Here is a 19,209-nt window from a genome sequence, read left to right on the forward strand (position 1 = left end):
CGGACTGCATTCCCTTTCAGGAAAATCGTGCCAGCGTCAGGCCTTTCAGGTCGATGTCCACGCTGCGGCCCGAGACAATATCCGCCAGGATTTTTCCTGAGCCGCAGGCCATGGTCCAGCCGAGGGTTCCGTGGCCGGTATTGATAAACAGGTTTTTACAAGGCGTGGCGCCCAATATGGGCGGATTGTCCGGCGTCATCGGCCGTAGCCCGCACCAATTCTGTGCATCCACCTGATTGCCGGCGCCCGGAAACAGATCGGCCAGCACGTGCGAGATGATGGCCAGCCGCGAGGACCGCAACGACAGGTCATAGCCTGCGAGCTCCGCCGTCCCTGCGCCGCGCAGCTTGTCGCCCAAACGTGTGATGACGACCTTGTATGTAACATCAGTCACACTGCCGGCCGGAGCCGCCTTGGCATCCATGAGCGGAAGGGTGACGGAGTAACCTTTGACGGGATAGATCGGCAGCCGGATGCCGAGCGGGCGCAGCAGCAGTGGCGTGTAGCTGCCGCAGGCGATCACATAGGCATCGGCTTTCAGCTCGCCCTCGCCGGTGATTACACGGATGAGACAGTCACCATCTGCTTCGAGCCGTTCTATGTGAGTATTAAGTGAAAACGTAACGCCTTGGGACTTGGCAAGGTTAGCCAGCGATTGGGTGAATTGGAAACAATCACCCGATTCGTCGCCGGGAAAATGCAGGCCCCCAACAATCTTTTCCTGCGACGCGCGCAGCGCGGGTTCGTGCGCGACACAACCGGCGCGATCGAGCAGGCGGCAATCGACACCCCAGCGTGAGAGCATCCTGGCGTCTCGTGCCGCATCGTCGAGTTCTTTTTTCGTGCGGAAGAGTTCGAGTATGCCGGTCATGTGCTCGTCATAACGGATACCGGTTTCATTCCGTAGTGCCATCAGGCATTCGTGGCTGTAACGCGAAAGCCGTACCATGCGTTCCTTGTTGATGACGTAACGCTCAGACGTGCAATTGGCAAGCATTTTGAAAAGCCAGGTCCACATCGCCGGGTCCAGACGCGGGCGCAGTACCAGCGGCGAATGTGGGCGCAGCATCCATTTCAGCGCCTTGAGCGGAATGCCGGGCGCGGCCCACGGAGTGCCCGCGCCCCACGACACCTGACCGCCGTTGGCATGGCTGGTTTCCAGGCCTACTTCCGCTTGCCGGTCCACGACCGTGACCTCGTGCCCCGCGCGCTGCAGATACCAGGCGGTGGTGACGCCGATCACCCCGCTACCGAGGACGAGTACTTTCATGAAGACATGATGTTGCTGAAGAGCGTGCGGTTGTTATGCATGCCAGGTGGTGAAATTATTCACCGGCTCGCGTGCGGTGCGGTAATTATTCACGGGCGCCCCCGTGTCGGGGTATCCGAGCGCCATGCCGCAGACGAGGGCGCGGGTATCGGGAACATTCACCAGATTACGAACAATATCGGGATATTCCGCGATCGCGGCCTGCGGACAGGTGGCGAGCCCATGCCCGATCGCGGCGAGCATGACATTTTCAATGAACATGCCCATGTCGATCCATGAGCCTTTCTCCAGTGAGCGATCGAGAAAAAACAGCAGCCCCACCGGCGCGCCGAAGAAGGAGTAATTGTTGTTCCAGGCCTTCAGGCGCGCGTCCTTGTCGTCACGTCCAATCTTGAGTGCCTGGTAGAGCGCGAGCCCGCAGGCCACGCGACGCGATTTGTAGGGTTCATTCCACTGCTTGGGATAATAGGCGTAGTCCGGATTCTCCGGGCGTCTCGCGACGCGCTCCGCCAGCAGCGCGGCGCTGATTTTTTGTTTGGTTGCGCCCGTGATCACCACGACTTGCCATGGTTGGGCATTGGTGCCCGATGGCGCCCAGCGTGCGACGTCCAGAATCGCTTCCACCGTGGTGCGGTCGACCGGTTTGTTGAGATAGGCGCGTGTCGAAGCGCGCTGCTTGATCACATCAAGGACATCCATCGGCAATCTCCCGCTGGTAGATCGTGAATACCGTAATGTAACCCGATTACGGTATCGGAAGAATTCCCGGATGAAGAGCCGAAACGAAACAACCCGGCAGGCGCCGGGTTGGGTAGGGGGAAAACCGTTTTAATTTAACCGGTGGAGGCGCGGGCGGTCTGCAGCGGCGGGACGCGGCGTTCGGCCTTTTCCAGCCATTGATGGATGCGGCGGGCGTCGCCGTAACGGCTGAGCTTGCCCCACGAGTTGAGCAAGACAATCGTGAGCGGACGGTCTGAGATGGTGGTCTGCATGATCAGGCAATTACCCGCGGCAGCGGTGTAACCGGTTTTGCTCAGGCTGATGTCCCAGCTGTCGCGATGCACCAGCCGGTTGGTATTGCGAAAGGCGACTTGGCGTCCCGAAGCCAGGTCGGTGATACGGAACGAGGGTGTGGTAGTCATCAAATGGAACAGCTGATGTTTTTGTGTCTCCTCGACCAACCGCACGAGATCGTTGGCGGTGGAGACATTGCCATTGTGCAGGCCGCTGGCGTCGATGAAACGGGTCTGTGTCATCCCGAGTTTCTGCGCCTGCGCATTCATGGCCTGGAACATGGCGTCTTCGCCGCCCGGATAAGAGCGCGCCAGCGCGGCCGCCGCGCGGTTGTCGGAGGCACCGAGTGCGGCGCGCAGCAAATCGTAGCGAGTGAACACGGCATTGAAGCCAATACGTGATTTCGTGCCACGCAGGCGGTCGCGATCATCGCGCGTGATTTTGATCTGTTCGTCGAGCGACAATCCGGATTCAAGGATGACCAACGCTGTCATGAGCTTGGTCAGGGAGGCGATGGGGCGCGGGCGTTCGATGTTGCGTCCGTAGAGCATGACACCTTCGCGATCATCCATGATTATGGCGACGCCCGATTGCAGCGTAAGCCGTTCGGGGTGACCGTACTGGATGATGTCCGCCGCCGAGGCGAACGAGGCTGGCTTGTTTTCAACCGGCGGCGTGACGCTGGCATCCGAGGTGGCAAACAGCGTGGTAAGAGTCAGGCCGGCGACGGTCGCCAGACTGACCAGCATCCCTGTCAGTTTGATTGAATCGATGACGTGTTCCTCCCTGTTCTTTTTCGCGGCCACTACTTTATATTAGTAGGTGATCGGCAGGACGCAACCTTAACCCGGTATGGAGGGTCTTGTGAAGCATTGACAAGGCGCGTATTTCCACCCCGGACTGCCTCTCATCGGAGGAGCGCCCCACTTTTCAGGCGGTCCGGCCCGAGCGCCGGGTGCACCGCCGCTTGCTATGGGGGGTGGGGGTTTAATATGCTGTCCAGGCGTTTCGGAACGATTACTGACAAGGAGCAACATCCATGGCGCATACTTATCACGAACTGAAGGAAATGACCGTGGCGCAGATGCGCGAGATTGCCAAGGACATCGAGCACGAGGCGGTCAAGGGTGCAACGCAGATGAACAAGGATCATCTGCTGAAGGGTCTGTGCACGGCACTGGGGATCGAAATGCATGAGCACCATGAGGTGGTCGGCATCGACAAAGCCGGGATCAAGATCAAGATCCGGGCTCTGAGAAAAAAGCGCGATGAAATTCTGGCCACGAAAGATCGCCAGGACCTGCACGGCGTCCTGCGACAGATTCATGCACTCAAGCGCACCATCCGGCGGGCGACGGTATAGCCGCTGGCAGAATTTTAAAATATGAGTTTTCACCGCAGAGCACGCAGAGATCGCAGAGAGTTTCCAGTTTATTCTCAATACTTTCTCTGCGTACTCTGTGCCCTCTGCGGTTGAATTTCATATCATTTCCGTGTGATCCGGAAACACTGATGGATTTTCGGATCGCGCTCGAAGTCCATGGGGATGGTTTTGCGGGAAATGTCCTCGATATGGAGATCCGCGGGCGGGTCCCGGTCCAGCCGGAAACGGCGCAGATTCGTTGAGAAGATCAATATCCCGCCGGGCTCCAGCAGTGCCGCGGTATCGGTAATGAGCGCAGCGTGATCGCGCAGGATATCAAGCGTATCTTCCATGCGCTTGGAGCGCGAGAAGGTTGGCGGATCGAGAAAAATCAACTCGTAGCGTCGTTGCCGGTTTTCCTTCAGCCATACCAGCACATCGGCCTGAACCAGTTCATGTTTATTTCCCGCCAGTTTATTCAGATCGAAATTTCGCTGCGCCCAATCGAGGTAGGTGTATGACATGTCCACGGTGGTGGTGGACGCCGCTCCGCCGAGCGCGGCGTGCACCGTGGCGGTGCCGGTGTAGCCGAAAAGATTAAGGAATCGTTTACCGCCCGCCAGTTCACCCAGCATTGCGCGCGTGTCGCGGTGATCGAGGAAAAGCCCGGTATCGAGGTAATCGGTGAAGTTAACGAGAAACCGGCACGGGCCTTCACGGACTTCATGAAACTTGCCAGTCTCGTCGAGTTTTTCGTATTGTGCGCCGCCTTTCTGGCGCCGGCGTACCTTGAAGAACATCTGTTCCCGCGGGATTTCCAGGATCAACGGAATTACACCCAAGGCATGCTGTAACCGTTGCCGTGCTTTGTCGGGGCTGATGGTGTCCGGTGCCTCGTATTCCTGTACGTGCACGTAACGCTTGTCACATTCATATACGTCAACGGCGAGGTTGTACTCATGCAGGTCGGCGTCATATAGTCGGTACGCGAAAATTTCCTGACGTCGCGCCCAGCGGCCGAAGTGCTGCAAGTCCTTGCGCAGTCGGTTGGCAAACATTTCCGCGCTCGAACCGGGGCGGATCTCGAAGGGTTTCGCCACGCGTTCGCCCACGACATTTTCTGGCGTGATCTCGAAGTGCAGCAGCTTGCACTCGATGGCGCCGTTGTAAAGTGTGTGCATTTTGCCGGCACGCAATCCCATCACTTTTCCCAATTCAGGATTGCCGGTGAACACCGCTCCGCGCCAGCCGGGAAAACATTTTTTGAACTGCGTGCCGAGCTCTGTGTACAGCGCCGACAGTTCGGACCCCGGGCCCAGGCGTTCTCCATAGGGCGGGTTGGCCACCACGAGCCCGGTTGACGCCTCTTCCGGGCTACAGTCGGACAGTTCACGTTGTTGCGCAACGATAAGATTGCCCAGCCCTGCGCGCTTGATGTTGTCGCGCGCAGCCCGGATCGCCAGCGGGTCGTGGTCATAGCCGTGAATCGGCGGCAGCTGCGCGAGCCCGGTTTCGCGCCGCTGGTGCGCCTCGTCGAGTAGTTTCGCCCATGCCGCGGCATCATGTTTTTTCCAGCGCAGAAAGCCGAAGTACTCGCGCGCCAGCCCGGGCGCCATGTCGGTGGCGATCATGGCACCTTCGATCAGCAGCGTGCCCGAGCCGCACATGAGATCCACCAGCATGCCGCCTTGTTTGGCGATGGCGGGCCAGTGGGCGCGCAGCAGGATCGCGGCGGCGAGATTTTCCTTGAGCGGCGCCTGCACCGTCTGCGTGCGGTAACCACGCCGGTGCAGGGATTCGCCCGAGAGATCGAGGCTGACCGTGGCCTGGTCGCGCAGCAAATAAATATTGATGCGGACATCGGGCTGGGCCGTATCGACGGAGGGCCGCACGCCGAATTCGTCGCGCAGCTGGTCTACCACGGCGTCTTTGGCTTTCAGCGCGCCGTAGTGCGAGTGGGTGATGGCCGATTGCGAGGTGGTGAAGTCCACGGCCAGCGTCCCTTCAGCGTCGAGATGCTCCTTCCAGGCAATGGTTTTTACCCCGGCGTACAGATCTTCCGGCGTGGGCGCCGGAAAACTTGTCAGCGGCAGCAGAATGCGGCTGGCCAGTCGCGACCACAGGCAGGCGCGGTAGCCGATGGCGAGCGGACCCTCAAATGCCACACCGGCGCGGGTTTCCTTGACCGTCTCCGCGTCGAGCTGGCGCAATTCGTCAGCGAGCAGCGATTCGATGCCCTTGGGACAGGTGGCGAAAAATTGGCGTGTGTCGGTCATGGGTTGGGGCGCATGTTACGTGCCCGGTCTTTCCCGGTAAACAATCTGGGTTGAGATCATGGGGTGAGGAGAAGATAATCGGTCGACCGACGATCTTGCAGGCGGCCTATCATGACGCGCATCGGTCTCGATCCGGAAACCAGGGTAGTCAATGAAGTCTTTGCGCTGATCTACGCGCCGGGGCGCACCCGCGACCGGTTTCCGGAGAATTGCGTGACCGTCATGGAATCCGAAGCGGCGGCGCTCGAAGGGGCCGATTCCGAAAAAAATCTTTATCCGGCTCGCGTCATTGGACCCTCTCGATCTTCCGAAGGGTTTCGGCTTTATTACTTGGTAGGCTGGCTGGGTAATGAGGGCAGGAAATAGCGCCAATTTTAGACATTCCGTGCTAAAAAAAGAGCTTCCCGCAGGAAGCCCTATTTGTTTGATTGCTTATGTGCAGCCTTAGGCTACGAGCGCGTCTTTCATAATATCGAGCGCCTTCGATTCGATCTGACGAATGCGCTCGGCCGAGATACTGTATTCCGCCGCCAGTTCGTGCAACGTGGGTTTTTTCTCGTCCAGCCAGCGGCGCTGAATGATGTCGCGCGAGCGCGCATCCAGCGTTGAGAGCGCGTCTTTCAATTGCGTCTGGCGTGCGTCTTCCTGATCAGATTTCGTCGCCAGCACCTCGGGGTTGTAGCGCATGTCCTGCAGGTAGCCGGCCGGCGCGACATGGTAATTGTCGTCATCGGCGTCGTTGTCGGCGTCAAACGCGACATCGAAATTGCTCATGCGGCCTTCCATTTCCTGCACTGTTTCCGGCGCCACGTCCAGATTTTCCGCCATGGCATCGACTTCGCCGCGCGTCATCCAGCCGAGACGTTCGCGCGATTTGCGCAGGTTGAAGAACAGCTTGCGCTGCGACTTGGTGGTGGCGACCTTGACGATGCGCCAGTTGCGCAGGACGTAGTCGTAAATTTCCGCCTTGATCCAGTGGACGGCGAATGACATCAGGCGCACCTTGCGCGCCGGGTCATAGTGTTTGACCGCCTTCATCAGGCCGATGTTACCTTCCTGGATCAAGTCCGCCTGCGGCAGGCCGTAGCCGGAGAAACCACGCGCGATGCGCGCGACGTTGCGTAGATTGGACATGACCAGCTGGCGGGCCGCGTCGAGATCGTTGTGCTTGTGGTAGCGCCGCGCGAGCTTGCGCTCCTCGCTCACGCTGAGGACCGGCAGGGCATTAACGGCGCGCAAATAGGCCGAGAGCCCCTTTTCGGGGTAGAGATTGATGGGCAATGTCAGTGCCTGGGCCATGTTTGGGATCTCCTGTTGCTCAACCTTACGTCTTTCTCTTAGCTAAAGTATTTTAGCACTCGAGCCATCTGAGTGCCAAACTAACTAAAAGTTCGCTTGTTATGGGGTGTTTTATGGGTTGGAGGCAGGGAATTTCAAGGGGTCAGCGGGGTTCTATAGTCCGTAGATGCCGGCCGACGGCCAGCCTTGAACCGAGCCAGCCCAGCAGCCCCCCCGTCCCGATCAAAACCAGGGCGGCCAGGAAACCCATGTTCTCAACCGCGAACAAACTGCCATAGAGGCTCGCTAGACGATGTACCGGGCCGGACAGAATCAGCAGGCCCAGAGCGACCAGCAACCAGGCCAGGATGCCGCCCAGCAGGCCCTGAAGCGTGCCGGAATAGAGAAAAGGGCGACGAATGAAGGCATTGGTACCGCCGATCAGCTTGATGATCTCGATTTCGTCACGGCGGTTGAGGACGGCAAGGCGGATGGTATTCCCGATAATGAGCAGCACGGCCAGCGCCAGCCCTGCCGTCAAAATCAATACTCCCTGCATGGCCAGATCGAGCATGGCGTACAGCCGGCGGACCCATTCGAGATCAAGTTGCGCGAGCTCGACTTCGTTGTGGCGCTGCAGATCCTTCAGCAGCGATTGCAGGGCATCGGGGCGTGCGTGCTTGGCGGCCGGGTGCACGACCAGCACCGGCGGCAGCGGGTTGCGGTCGAGTGAGCCCAGCGCTTCTCCGAAGCCCGAGAGTTTCTTGAACTCGGCCAGCGCCGCCTCGCGCGAAACGTAATCCACCCAGGAGACCGCCGGCAATTTGCGAATTTTCTCGGAGAGTTTTTCGATGGCGGAATCGGAAACATCTTGTTTCAGAAACAGGGAAATTTGGCCATTGTCCTCCCAGCCGTGCGCCAGCCGCTGCACATTCTCGATGGCGACATAAAGGCTGGCCGGCAGTGCCAGCGTAATGCCGATCACCGCGACGGTCAGGAAGGTAGCCACCGGCACGCGCGAGAGTTGCCCGAGGGTGTAAAAGAAAACCTGCGCATGACGCAGGAAATAATTCCTGATCACGGTTTGGCCCCCGTGTCACGCGCGAGCTCGCCGTGGTTCAACTCAATAACGCGCTGGCGCGCGCGGTCGATGAGATGCAGATCGTGTGTCGCGATCAGTACTGTTACGCCGTGGTGATGAAAATCAAGAAACAAGTCGAGGATCTCGTCGGAGAGCTTGCTATCGAGATTGCCGGTTGGCTCGTCCGCCAGCAGCAAGGGCGGTTTGTTGACCACGGCGCGCGCAATACCGACGCGCTGCTGCTCGCCGCCGGAGAGCGTCACCGGAAGCATGCGTTCCTTGTCGAGCAGACCGACCATCTCGAGCGCGGCGCGTACGCGCCGCGGAATCTCCTGTTGGTCGGTGCCAGTAACGATCAAAGGCAAGGCCACGTTGTCGTAAACGGTACGATCGAACAGCAGCTTGTGATCCTGGAAAATCACGCCGATCTCGCGCCGGAAATAGGGGATGCGTCGGCGCGGGAGTTTTGTCAGGTTTTTGCCGTTGACGGCGGCCTCGCCACGCGTGGGACGGTCGATGGCTGTGATAAGCCGGAGCAGGGTGCTTTTACCCGCGCCGGAATGGCCGGTGATGAAGGCCATTTCGCCGGCCTCGATGCGCAGGTTGATATCGCGCAAGGCATCGAAGCCCCCGGGGTAACGTTTGAATACATGGGCAAATTCAATCATGAAAAAATCAGTGGCAAGTAGCGAGTAACAAGTAGCAAGGAATGTACAAAGTGGCAATCATTTTATCTTGCAACTTGCCACTTGAAACTTGCTACTCGGTTTTAGGCAACAACGCGTCGACATACTCCTCCGCGTTGAATTCACGCAAGTCGTCCATGCCTTCCCCCACTCCGATGAAGCGGATCGGCAGCCCTGTCTGGCGCGCCATGGCGATCAGGATGCCGCCTTTGGCGGTGCCATCGAGCTTGGTCAGCGCGAGACCGGTCACCCCCACGGCCTCACGGAAATGTTTTAGTTGCGACAAGGCGTTCTGCCCGGTGCCGGCATCGAGCACCAGCAACACCTCGTGCGGGGCATCGGGGCGGGTTTTGCCGATAACGCGCCGTATTTTTCGGAGTTCATCCATCAGACCTTCCTGCGTGTGCTGGCGTCCGGCGGTGTCGACAATGAGGACGTCGCTGTGGCGCGCGACCGCGGCATTGAGCGCGTCGTGCACCACCGCCGCGGCATCGGCCCCGGTGTGCTGGGCAATGACGGGGATATCAAGCCGCCCGGCCCAGGTTTTGAGCTGTTCGATGGCCGCGGCACGGAAGGTGTCGGCTGCCGCCAGCGTTACCGTGAGCCCCTGATTTTTGAAATAGTTTGCGAGTTTGGCGATGGTGGTGGTTTTGCCCACTCCGTTGACGCCCACGACCATAATGATGAAAGGCCTTTCCGCTGCGATTTCCAGCCGCCGATGACAGGGTTCGAGAATTGAAAGAATGCCCTGCCGGAGCGCGCCATGCACGGCGCGTGTATCGTTCAGCTGCTGGCGCGATACCTGATCCGTGATGTCTTGCATCAGTTGCTGGGTGGTTTCCACCCCCACGTCGGCGGACAGCAGCAGTGTTTCCAGGTCTTCGAAAAGAGAATCGTCGAGCGCACGATCTCCGAGCAGCAGGTCGGAAAGCCCCCGGGTGAAACTGCGCTGGGTGGCAGCCAGCTTGTCGCGCAGGCGTCCCAGCAGGCCGGTGGGGCGGTTTTTTTCTGACTGGCCTGAAGGATAAGACGGGCTCAAGAGATAATCCTGAATGGAAACTTTTTCGGTTAAGTGACTCTAAGCTGTGGCACAATATTATATAGAGAATAATCCGGGAAACCCCATGCTTCAAAAATTTTCATGGCTCCTGCTTCTGGGCCTGTGGTTGACAGCGTGCAGTCAGACGCATGAAACCACACTGGACAACGGCTTGCGCGTCATCGTGCACGAGGATCATCGTTCGCCGGTGGTGGTTTCGCAAATCTGGTACAAGGTCGGCAGCCAGGACGAGCCCGAAGGTCTCACCGGCATATCGCACGTGCTTGAGCACATGATGTTCAAGGGCACGGCCAAACTCAAACCCAACGAATTTTCGCGCATCATCGCCGAAAATGGCGGGCGCGAAAACGCTTTCACCAGTTACGATTACACCGCCTATTTCCAGCAGCTGGAAAAATCGCGTCTCCCCATCGCCTTCGAGCTTGAGGCCGATCGCATGCAGAACCTGGTGCTGACCGAGGCCGAGTCCATCAAGGAGATCAAAGTGGTGATGGAAGAGCGCCGGCTGCGCACGGAGGATCAGCCCGAGGCGCTGGTCGGTGAAAAATTCATGAACACCGCCTACGAAGTGCATCCGTACAAGCATCCGGTCATCGGCTGGATGGCGGATCTGCAATCCATGACGGTCAAGGACCTGCGTGACTGGTATGGTCGCTATTACACCCCGGCCAATGCCATTTTGGTTGTGACGGGTGATGTGCAGCCAAAAGAAGTGTTTGCGCTGGCACAGAAACATTTCGGGCCAGTTCCCGCGCGCCCACCGGTGACCACAGCAGCTGCCGCGGAACCCACGCAAAAAAGCGAGCGCCGCGCACGCGCCGCGTTGCCGGCGGAGGTACCGTATCTCTTGCTGGGCTACCACACACCGGTGCACGCATCGGCCGGGCGCAATGAAGTTGCTGAATGGGAGCCCTATGCGCTGAGCATACTCGGCGGTGTGCTTGACGGCGGACAGGCGGCGCGATTCGAGCGTGAACTGGTGCGCGAGAAAAAAATCGCCTCCAGCATAGGCGTTGAGTATTCGGCGGTGTCGCGTTCGCCCTCCATGCTGCTCATCGAGGCCACGCCGACCAACGGGCACACCACGGCGGAACTGGAAAAGGCCATCCGTGCCCAGATTGAACGCATCCGCAACGAGCCGGTGTCCGCCGAGGAAATGAAACGCGTGAAAGCGCAAGTGGTGGCGGGCAATGTCTATTCGCGCGACTCGGTGTTTTATCAGGCGATGCAGATCGGACGCCTGGCGGCGGTCGGTCTCGACTGGCGCATGCTCGATGACTACGTTAAAAATCTCAACGCCGTGACGGCGGAACAGGTGCAGACGGTCGCGCGCAAATATCTCGTGGACACGAACCTTACAGTGACTGTGCTCGATCCGCAGCCGATGAGTAAAGACAAGCCGCGTCCCGCCCCGCGCATGGGAGGCGGCCATGTTCGATAATACTTTGGTGCGCGCGTTAGCGCGCCTCGGCTCGCCCCCTTCTCCCTTGACGGGAGAAGGGGTGGGGATGAGGGTGGCACATCTCGGGATGTGGTTTCTGACCCTGTGCCTTATCACCTTTATTCCTCAAGTCGAGGCGGGTCCAAAAATCCAGCACTGGACCCTGTCCAATGGCGCGCGCGTTTATTTTGTTGAAAGCCGCGAATTGCCCATGTTGCAGGTTCGCGTGGTATTCGACGCCGGATCCAGCCGCGATCCCGTGGAAAAGGCGGGCGTTGCCAATCTGGCGGCGGCCATGCTGGACGAAGGCGCGGACAAGCTTAGTGCAGATGACATCGCCGGTCGTTTTGAAGGCGTGGGCGCAGAATTTGGCGCCGGCGTCGATCGCGACATGGCCAGCGTCAGTCTGCGCAGCCTGTCGGATTCCGCCTTGCTGGACCCGGCGCTGGAATTGTTCGCCCGGGTTCTGTCCACCCCTGCCTATCCCGCGGAGAATCTCGAGCGCCAACGGGCGCAAGCGCTCGTGTCCCTGCAAAAAGACGCGCAGTCGCCGGGTGCGATTGTTGAAAAGGCGTTTTACAGTGAGTTGTACGGCCAGCATCCCTATGCCAGCAATCCCCTGGGGAACGAAAAAAGCCTGAAGGCCATTACACGCGATGACCTGCTTGTCTTTCATCGGCGCCATTATGTTGGCACTAATGCCTGGGTGGTGATTGTCGGTGACGCGAGTAAACGCCAGGCGCGGAATATCGCTGAGCGCGTCATAGGCAAGCTCCCATCCGGAAAAACGCTAAAACCGATACCGCCGGTGCATACACTCTATTCCGGAAGAATGAAGCAAATAGTGTTTCCTGCCACTCAGACTCATATCTACATGGGGCATCCGGGAGTGCGGCGCGGCGATCCGGATTATTTTTCACTGTACGTCGGCAACTATATTCTTGGCGGTGGCGGGCTGGTGTCGCGCTTGTCGGCGGAGGTGCGTGAGAAGCATGGCCTGTCGTACAGCGTCTACAGTTACTTCTATCCGCTGCGCGTTCCGGGCCCGCTGCTTATCGGTCTACAGACGAAAAACTCGCAGCGCGATCAAGCACTGAAGATGGTGCGCCAGGTTGTTTCAGATTTTGTCGCCAAAGGCCCGACAGACAAGGAGCTGGAAGCCGCAAAGAAACACATCACCGGCAGCTTCCCGTTGCGGCTCGACAGTAACGGCAAGATCGCCGAGAACCTGGCGGTGATCGGCTTCTATGGACTACCGCTCACTTATCTCGATGATTTCATTTCACGCGTCGAGGCCGTGAGCGTTGATCAGGTTCGCGTGGCATTCCGGCGACACGTGCATCCCGATCAAATGGTAACGGTGACCGTCGGTGGCGGGCACTGAGCGGAAACGCGTGCGACGTTCGCCGGTCGTGCGTGTTTCCGGATCGAAGTTATCTCCCGCCAAATCAAAATCATCTTATCCGCGCAAGCTTCGCATCATCGGTGGGCACTGGCGCGGGCGGCGCCTGGATATATCTGAATCTGAAGGTTTGCGACCCACGCCCGATCGCGTGCGCGAGACGCTTTTCAACTGGTTGCAGCCTTATATCGCGGGTGCCAGTTGTCTCGATCTGTTTGCCGGGACTGGCGCGCTGTGCCTGGAGGCGCTCTCGCGCGGTGCCGCGGATGTGGTCATGGTGGAAAAAGCACCGCACGTGGTGCAGCAGCTACACCAGCATATCGAAAGGCTGGAGGCGACGGGCGCCGAGGTGGTATTGGCCGACGCGGTAGAATTTCTGCAGCGCACCTCGCGAGCGTTCGATATCGTCTTTATCGACCCTCCTTTCAAAAGCAATCTGATAGCGGATTGCGCTGCCATGGTGGATGCGCGGGGATGGATAAAACCCGGCGGGCTTGTATACGTTGAAGCGCCCAGCCAGCTGAAGGATCTGACCTTGCCGGCGACGTGGGAGCTGATTCGCAGTAAAAAAGCCGGACAGGTGGGTTATCATCTGGCGCGAAAGACCGCATGAATGCGGGGTATTCTTGATTTTCATCAATGAGACGGCTATTGCCAATGATAGGATTAATTCCATTCCGAGGGGCTGAATGAAAGTCGTCGCGCTGTACCCCGGTACGTTTGACCCCATCACCAACGGCCATACGGATCTGGTGCGACGGGCGGCACGCTTGTTCGACGAGGTCATCATAGCTGTGGCGGCCAACCCGCAGAAGCAGCCCCTGTTCAATCTCTCGGAACGCGTGGAGTTGGCGCGCGCGGTGCTGGCGGATGTCAAAGGCGCGAGAGTCACCGGTTTTGACAACCTCCTGGTGGACTGCGTGCGGCAACACAAGGCCAATGTGATCCTGCGTGGTTTGCGAGCGGCGTCGGATTTCGAATATGAATTCCAGCTTGCGGGCATGAACCGGCGCCTGGCACCGGAAGTGGAAACAGTGTTCATGACGCCGTCGGAGCAGGAGATGTTCATCTCGGCTTCTTTGGTGAAGGAGATAGCCCTGCTGGGCGGTAACGTGTCGGAATTTGTCGACGCGCGCGTGGCGGCTGCGATGACCGCCAAAATACGTTAATATGTGAGCGCTTTAACCGGAATTATTGTCCAGGTATTTTTTTTATGTCTTTGCTGATCACCGAAGAGTGCATCAACTGCGATGTGTGCGAGCCCGAGTGTCCGAACGGCGCCATCACGCAGGGCGAGGAAATCTACCAGATCAAACCCGAACTCTGCACCGAATGTGTCGGTCACTTCGAGACCTCACAATGCGTGGATGTTTGCCCCGTGGATTGCATCATCCTTGATGCCGATCATCCGGAGACCAAGGTGCAGTTGCAGGTCAAGTATCAGGGGCTGATTCAAAAAAGCGCGTAGAGAGACCCTCTCTCGTTGGACAAGGCGGCCATGGCCGCCTTTTTATTGTCAAATTCAAACCTGGCAATCTTTGCCTCGCTACGCCAATTCCATTATCTTGTCGGCCATGCAGAATTATTGGCGCCTGCTGCTCGTGTTGGTGTTGCTGCCTGTGTCAGGTTGGGCAGCGGAGACGCGCCCGACCGCCGCGGCCATCGCCAGCGCTCATCCACTGGCGACCGAGGCCGGGCATGAAATCCTTGCGCGTGGTGGCAATGCCTTTGATGCCGCGGTTGCTGTCGCCGCCGCGCTGGCCGTGGTCGAGCCTTATAATTCCGGCCTGGGTGGCGGCGGTTTCTTTTTGCTGCATCGTGCGCGCGACGGATTCGAAATAATGATCGATGCACGCGAACGCGCGCCGCTGGCCGCCACCCGCGACATGTATCTGCGACATGGCCGGCCGGTGCCCGCACTTTCCATCGACGGCGCGCTGGCCGCCGGCATCCCCGGCATACCGGCGGCGCTGGATCACATCGCCAAAAAATACGGAAAACTCCCGCTCAAACAGACGCTGGTACCCGCCATCCGCTTCGCACGCGAGGGATTTCCAGTCACACCGCTTTATTCAAAGATGCTGCTGCGTCAGCACATGCGCCTGACCGATCATTTTCCAGAGGCGGCGCGGGTCTATTTGAAGGAAGGATTGATTCCGGCTCCGGGCGATACAGCGCGGCAACCGGAGCTGGCGCAAACGCTGCAACGGATGGCTGAAAAGGGGCATGCGGGGTTTTATGGTGGCGTGACGGCCGAGCGTCTGGTGCAGGGTGTGCGCGGGGCGGGCGGTATCTGGAGCCTGAAAGATCTTGCGGAATACCGCGTGGTCGAACGTGAGCCGGTGCGCGGATCCTATCGTGGTGTCCGTATTACCTCGGCGTCGCTACCGTCGTCAGGCGGTGTCGTGCTGACCCAGATACTCAACCTGCTCCAGGGGTTTGATCTGGATGCCATGCCGGATGCGCAACGTGAGCACACAGTGATCGAAGCCATGCGTCTCGCCTACCGCGACCGTGCGCGTCATCTTGGCGATCCGGATTTTGTGCGTGTGGATGTGCCACGCCTCCTCGATCCCGTCTACACCTCAAAACTTCGGGAAGAAATGCGTGCAACAAAACCGGCTTTCACCGGTTCGCCTGCCAAGGCCGCGGGCGGAGGCATGAATACCACCCATTTTTCCATCATTGACCGGGAAGGCAATCGCGTGGCGGCCACGTTGAGCCTGAACACTCCTTTTGGTTCCGGCTTCATGCCGCCCGGTACCGGGGTGGTGCTGAACAACGAGATGGATGATTTTGCTGTTATACCCAATTCCCCCAACACCTATGGCTTGGTGGGCAGTGATGCCAATGCGGTCGCTCCTGGAAAACGGCCACTGTCGAGCATGACGCCGACATTTCTGGAAAGCGACGAAACTGTTGTCGTGCTGGGCACGCCCGGCGGTAGTCGTATCATCAGCATGGTATTGCTGGCCACGCTGGAATTTTCGCACGGTCGCGGCGGATCGAAGGAGTGGGTAGGGTTGTCGCGTTTCCATCACCAGTATCTTCCAGATGTAGTGGCGCATGAAACCGGTGCTTTCAACGAGCACGAGACACGCGAGTTGCAGCGGTTCGGGCACCGACTCGAATCCGTGCGCGGACGTTACGGTAACATGCAAGTGGTGGCGTGGTATAAAAAGACCGGGAAGATGGAGGCGGTTTCGGACCCGCGCGGCGAGGGTGCGGGGGTTGTGAAGTAGAAAGAACTGCTGATGATCACGCCGACTCGTCGGCGGCAGTCTCCATGGACTTATCGAAATTTATCACCTGTATCACCGCCTTGACCCGGCTTTCCAGATTCTTTTCCTGTTCGCGGATACCGTCGCGGATCTGTTCCAGTTCCTGCACACGCTCTTCCAGGGTATCGCTTGCCTGATGGATGCGCTTGATCGATTCCAGCCGCCGGCGCAATTGCACCTGGTGCTCGCGCACCTGGGATTCCATCGGTGACATGATGGTCTTGAGCCAGTTGTCGGCGTCGCGATTGGCCATCTTGTAGATGGCGCGGGTCTTGGCCACGGAGGATTCGAAGAATTTGCGCGTGAGTGACCGCTGCTCGGTCAGCATGAGCGATATGCCCTTCATGTATTGGGCATGCCGGTCCTGAAGCCGCTTGATTTCGCGCAGGTAGCGCGTAACCGAGAAACTGCCCGGTTTGATATTGCCGAGCCCGTGTTCCTCCTGGAATTTCTTGTACACCCCCTCCATCATGGATTTGATTTCCTGGGCCTGTTTGGAGGCCTCTTCCATGGTGTCCTGGGAGTGCTTGAAGAAGCCTTCCATGCACGATTTGAGCCCGGCCGTGGTCAGACTGAGGTCCATTTCCTTCTTGGTCTGGGCAATCTGGGTGTCAAGGTTTTTCAGGTTCAGGTGCGTATACAGCACGTTGGTCTGCTGTGAGAAAATACTGCGCGTGGCCTGAAAGCGCTGCAGACTCTTCTCGAACACCTCTTTGTCCGCCTTGACCTTCTGCATCATGTGTTCGATGACATCCATGTTCTTGCCGGACAAGCCGCCGAGCTCGTCCATGTGTTCGTACACGTTCTTCGTGCGTTGCGAAATGATCAGCCGCATGGCCTTGATTACATCCTCCATGTCGCCGCTGATGTTGTCGCGCACGATTTCGCGTTTGGCCGGAACGATTTCGTTGCCCAGCGCCTGCTCCAACGCCAGGATGCGCGAGCGTTCGACGATTTTGCTGTCCTTTTTGACCTTGCCGAGCAGCGCCTTTTGCGCCGACACCGGGAACACATTGCTTTCCGGGATGGCGAGGTGTTTCGCCGTATCGCGGATCTGGCGATTAATTTCTTGCTGCACCTCGTCCCAGTTGCGCAGTTCGTCCCACAGTCCGTCAATCTTGTTCAGTACCACCAAGCGGCCCTTGTTCGGGCTGTCTTTGCGCACGCCGATGTGATCGTGCCACACGTCAATGTCGGATTTGGTCACGCCGGCATCGGCGGCCAGGATAAACAGTACCGCGTGCGCCGAGGGCAGCATATTGAGTGTCAGCTCCGGTTCGGCACCGAGCGCGTTGAGGCCCGGCGTATCGAGAATCACCAGCCCCTGTTCCAGCAAGGGATGTGGAATGTTAATAATGGCGTGGCGCCACTTCGGAATTTCCACCAGACCATCTTCGGCAAGACGCATGCCGGTTTGCGATTCCTCTTCAGCCACGTGAAATCCCATTGTCTGGGCCTCCTCGCGCGCGATGTGCTTGACCTCGGTGATGTGTTGCAGCGTCTGGACCATCTTGTCCGGTGACTTGGTATCGAGCGGTAGCACCTGCCACTCTTCGGGGAAGCCGCGGAACTCGGTGATGGTGGTGCCGCTCTTGCGGGACTCGATCGGCAGCAGCCGCAAGTTCGGCTCGCTGCCGTTTTCGTACATGACTTCGGTCGGGCACATGGTGGTGCGGCCGGCGCTCGACGGCAGGATGCGCTGCCCGAAGTTGGCAAAGAAAATGGCGTTGATCAGCTCGGATTTTCCGCGCGAGAACTCGGCCACGAAGGCGACATAGAGTTTGTCATCGCGCAGGGTGGACAGGACGTGTTCCAGTCGCTGATCGATCTGGGTATCGCTCAGTTCCTGCTGATGCAGCCAGGTTTTGAGTTCGGTGACGGCATGGGCGAGCGACTGGCGCCACTCGCTGTAGGCCTCAAATTGCTGCTCTAGATTCTGGGTTTTGCTGGCGGACGGCATCCTAAAACTATAGATTCCCTGGCGGGAAACTCCTCCCTTTAAGCCTGATTTTCCTCATTTTTCCGGGATCGAAATTATTCGTCACGTGAAAAATCCAGCCCTTTCAACAAGTTTGCTAAGTTACATATCTTGATACCTGAAGTCTAGTCCCGTTCCAACTTATGGCAACTCTCGTTCTCCCGCGCCCTGTGGCCACAGAATCCCCTTCGCCTGCTTAGGTCAGGAATTGCAAAAAGTTGATGGTACAAGCCCCTCAGGTCTGGAAAACCAATTTCCCCCCCATCGGTGCCACATCGGCTGGTAGAACCTTTTTGTGCATTACCCTGGTGCTAGTCAGAACAAAAATGCCACCCTAGGCTATCGCCAGACTCCAAATTATGCCTCCATTCTCGAACTGAGCGTTTAGCCGCTTCGCTCTTGGAATGCAGTGATAGGAACTTCGAATAGTAATTGATTGCCGCTTTTCTGGCCCGCTCTATTTGATCCATTATTGGCGTTTCATCAAAAAATGCTGAGAAGCAGTCATACTTGTAATCCTTCTCGCCACGGTCCTTTAGCGCCTTGTATAAATCATCGTAGAAGTTTCCGATAATAATCAAGGTATCCTCAATAAACGGTCCTGTGGGAAATTTCTTCTCGTAGTGTAAAGCCGCCGTGATATTTGGCATGCCAAATCCGCCTGAAAAACTTCCTTGACCTCCATAAATGTCCGAGTAGGTGGTATAGGCTTCATACAGTTTTTTAATGTCGCGCTTCTTGGCTTCGTGCAATAACGTACCTGAATATTCCAGCGAGTCAGAGTAATGGCCAACATTTACTCCGATAACCCTATACTGCTCGTTCCAATATTTACCATCAATTGACTTATTGCGTACCATCCACGGTTTATCAATCAACAATCTCAGCTCTTGATCTAACCGAATCAATGTTTCAACACCCGCCTCACTGTTGTCTTGTTTTACCGCCTCATATTGTCGATATATCTCTTCGAGTTTGTCTGCTATAGGATCTGCTGCATGAGCGGAGCAGATCACAAGCGACATCCAGATGATTAATAATAGCCTGTACATACATTCAGACGTATGATGTGCGTTTGC

At 58.0% G+C, this 19,209-nt stretch carries 18 protein-coding genes; 8 read left to right on the forward strand and 10 right to left on the reverse strand.

From position 1 onward, the window contains the following. Positions 1-16: 16 nt before the first annotated feature. The 3 genes from NUV55_RS06840 to NUV55_RS06850 all read right to left on the reverse strand — a co-directional run bounded on the left by NUV55_RS06840 (position 17) and on the right by NUV55_RS06850 (position 3,090). Entirely contained in the window at positions 17-1,270 is a 1,254-nt protein-coding gene (locus NUV55_RS06840; RefSeq protein ID WP_296671506.1) for a D-amino acid dehydrogenase, read from the reverse strand. A gap of 33 nt (positions 1,271-1,303) precedes the next feature. After that, a complete protein-coding gene (locus tag NUV55_RS06845) occupies positions 1,304-1,969 on the reverse strand; it encodes a nitroreductase (protein WP_296671507.1) in 666 nt (221 codons plus the stop codon). A 134-nt stretch (positions 1,970-2,103) separates the two neighbouring features. Continuing rightward, positions 2,104-3,090, reverse strand: coding sequence for a serine hydrolase (locus tag NUV55_RS06850; protein ID WP_296671509.1), 987 nt, complete (start codon positions 3,088-3,090; stop codon positions 2,104-2,106). Between the two features lie 233 nt (positions 3,091-3,323). Here NUV55_RS06850 and NUV55_RS06855 point away from each other — a divergent pair, with 233 nt between their 5' ends. Continuing rightward, entirely contained in the window at positions 3,324-3,647 is a 324-nt protein-coding gene (locus NUV55_RS06855; protein WP_296671510.1) for a hypothetical protein, read from the forward strand. A 122-nt stretch (positions 3,648-3,769) separates the two neighbouring features. Here the strand turns inward: NUV55_RS06855 and rlmKL are convergent, their stop codons facing one another. Further along, on the reverse strand, positions 3,770-5,923 hold the full coding sequence (gene rlmKL, locus NUV55_RS06860) for a bifunctional 23S rRNA (guanine(2069)-N(7))-methyltransferase RlmK/23S rRNA (guanine(2445)-N(2))-methyltransferase RlmL (RefSeq protein WP_296671512.1): 2,154 nt from the start codon (positions 5,921-5,923) through the stop codon (positions 3,770-3,772). Between the two features lie 111 nt (positions 5,924-6,034). On the opposite strand from rlmKL, the gene NUV55_RS06865 reads away from it, so the two are divergent. Beyond that, the gene (locus NUV55_RS06865; RefSeq protein ID WP_296671514.1) at positions 6,035-6,289 is read left to right on the forward strand and encodes a hypothetical protein; all 255 of its coding nucleotides are present in this window, start codon (positions 6,035-6,037) and stop codon (positions 6,287-6,289) included. 78 nt (positions 6,290-6,367) lie between these two features. Here NUV55_RS06865 and rpoH read toward each other — a convergent pair whose 3' ends face one another. From rpoH to ftsY, 4 genes are all read right to left on the reverse strand, one after another. Then, positions 6,368-7,222, reverse strand: coding sequence for an RNA polymerase sigma factor RpoH (rpoH, locus tag NUV55_RS06870; protein ID WP_296671516.1), 855 nt, complete (start codon positions 7,220-7,222; stop codon positions 6,368-6,370). A 142-nt stretch (positions 7,223-7,364) separates the two neighbouring features. After that, positions 7,365-8,282 (reverse strand): permease-like cell division protein FtsX, encoded by a 918-nt coding sequence (gene ftsX / locus NUV55_RS06875; protein WP_296671518.1) that lies wholly within the window; start codon positions 8,280-8,282, stop codon positions 7,365-7,367. Then, entirely contained in the window at positions 8,279-8,950 is a 672-nt protein-coding gene (gene ftsE / locus NUV55_RS06880) for a cell division ATP-binding protein FtsE (protein WP_296671520.1), read from the reverse strand. Before ftsE ends, ftsX begins: the two co-directional genes overlap by 4 nt. Before the next feature lie 91 nt (positions 8,951-9,041). Continuing rightward, on the reverse strand, positions 9,042-10,007 hold the full coding sequence (gene ftsY, locus NUV55_RS06885) for a signal recognition particle-docking protein FtsY (protein ID WP_296671522.1): 966 nt from the start codon (positions 10,005-10,007) through the stop codon (positions 9,042-9,044). An 85-nt stretch (positions 10,008-10,092) separates the two neighbouring features. On the opposite strand from ftsY, the gene NUV55_RS06890 reads away from it, so the two are divergent. From NUV55_RS06890 to ggt, 6 genes are all read left to right on the forward strand, one after another. Then, complete coding sequence (locus NUV55_RS06890; protein WP_296671523.1) at positions 10,093-11,469, forward strand: pitrilysin family protein; 1,377 nt, start codon at positions 10,093-10,095, stop codon at positions 11,467-11,469. Beyond that, on the forward strand, positions 11,459-12,853 hold the full coding sequence (locus NUV55_RS06895; RefSeq protein ID WP_296671525.1) for a pitrilysin family protein: 1,395 nt from the start codon (positions 11,459-11,461) through the stop codon (positions 12,851-12,853). The genes NUV55_RS06890 and NUV55_RS06895 overlap by 11 nt, the downstream gene beginning before the upstream one ends. Then, positions 12,840-13,484 (forward strand): 16S rRNA (guanine(966)-N(2))-methyltransferase RsmD, encoded by a 645-nt coding sequence (gene rsmD / locus NUV55_RS06900; RefSeq protein WP_296671527.1) that lies wholly within the window; start codon positions 12,840-12,842, stop codon positions 13,482-13,484. The genes NUV55_RS06895 and rsmD overlap by 14 nt, the downstream gene beginning before the upstream one ends. Positions 13,485-13,560: 76 nt before the next feature. Further along, positions 13,561-14,040, forward strand: a complete 480-nt coding sequence (coaD, locus tag NUV55_RS06905) for a pantetheine-phosphate adenylyltransferase (protein ID WP_296671528.1) — start codon at positions 13,561-13,563, stop codon at positions 14,038-14,040. Positions 14,041-14,084: 44 nt separating this feature from the next. Beyond that, positions 14,085-14,339 carry a YfhL family 4Fe-4S dicluster ferredoxin gene (locus NUV55_RS06910; protein WP_296671530.1) on the forward strand — a complete coding sequence of 85 codons (255 nt, stop codon included), beginning with the start codon at positions 14,085-14,087 and terminating at the stop codon, positions 14,337-14,339. A 106-nt stretch (positions 14,340-14,445) separates the two neighbouring features. Beyond that, the gene (ggt, locus tag NUV55_RS06915; protein ID WP_296671532.1) at positions 14,446-16,113 is read left to right on the forward strand and encodes a gamma-glutamyltransferase; all 1,668 of its coding nucleotides are present in this window, start codon (positions 14,446-14,448) and stop codon (positions 16,111-16,113) included. Positions 16,114-16,129: 16 nt separating this feature from the next. Here the strand turns inward: ggt and NUV55_RS06920 are convergent, their stop codons facing one another. Both NUV55_RS06920 and NUV55_RS06925 read right to left on the reverse strand, forming a co-directional pair. Continuing rightward, positions 16,130-18,112, reverse strand: coding sequence for a dynamin family protein (locus NUV55_RS06920; protein ID WP_296671533.1), 1,983 nt, complete (start codon positions 18,110-18,112; stop codon positions 16,130-16,132). A 329-nt stretch (positions 18,113-18,441) separates the two neighbouring features. Further along, positions 18,442-19,155 carry a hypothetical protein gene (locus NUV55_RS06925; RefSeq protein WP_296671536.1) on the reverse strand — a complete coding sequence of 238 codons (714 nt, stop codon included), beginning with the start codon at positions 19,153-19,155 and terminating at the stop codon, positions 18,442-18,444. Positions 19,156-19,209 lie beyond the last annotated feature (54 nt).

This window comes from Sulfuricaulis sp. (assembly GCF_024653915.1).
In the GTDB taxonomy this organism is placed as follows: domain Bacteria; phylum Pseudomonadota; class Gammaproteobacteria; order Acidiferrobacterales; family Sulfurifustaceae; genus Sulfuricaulis.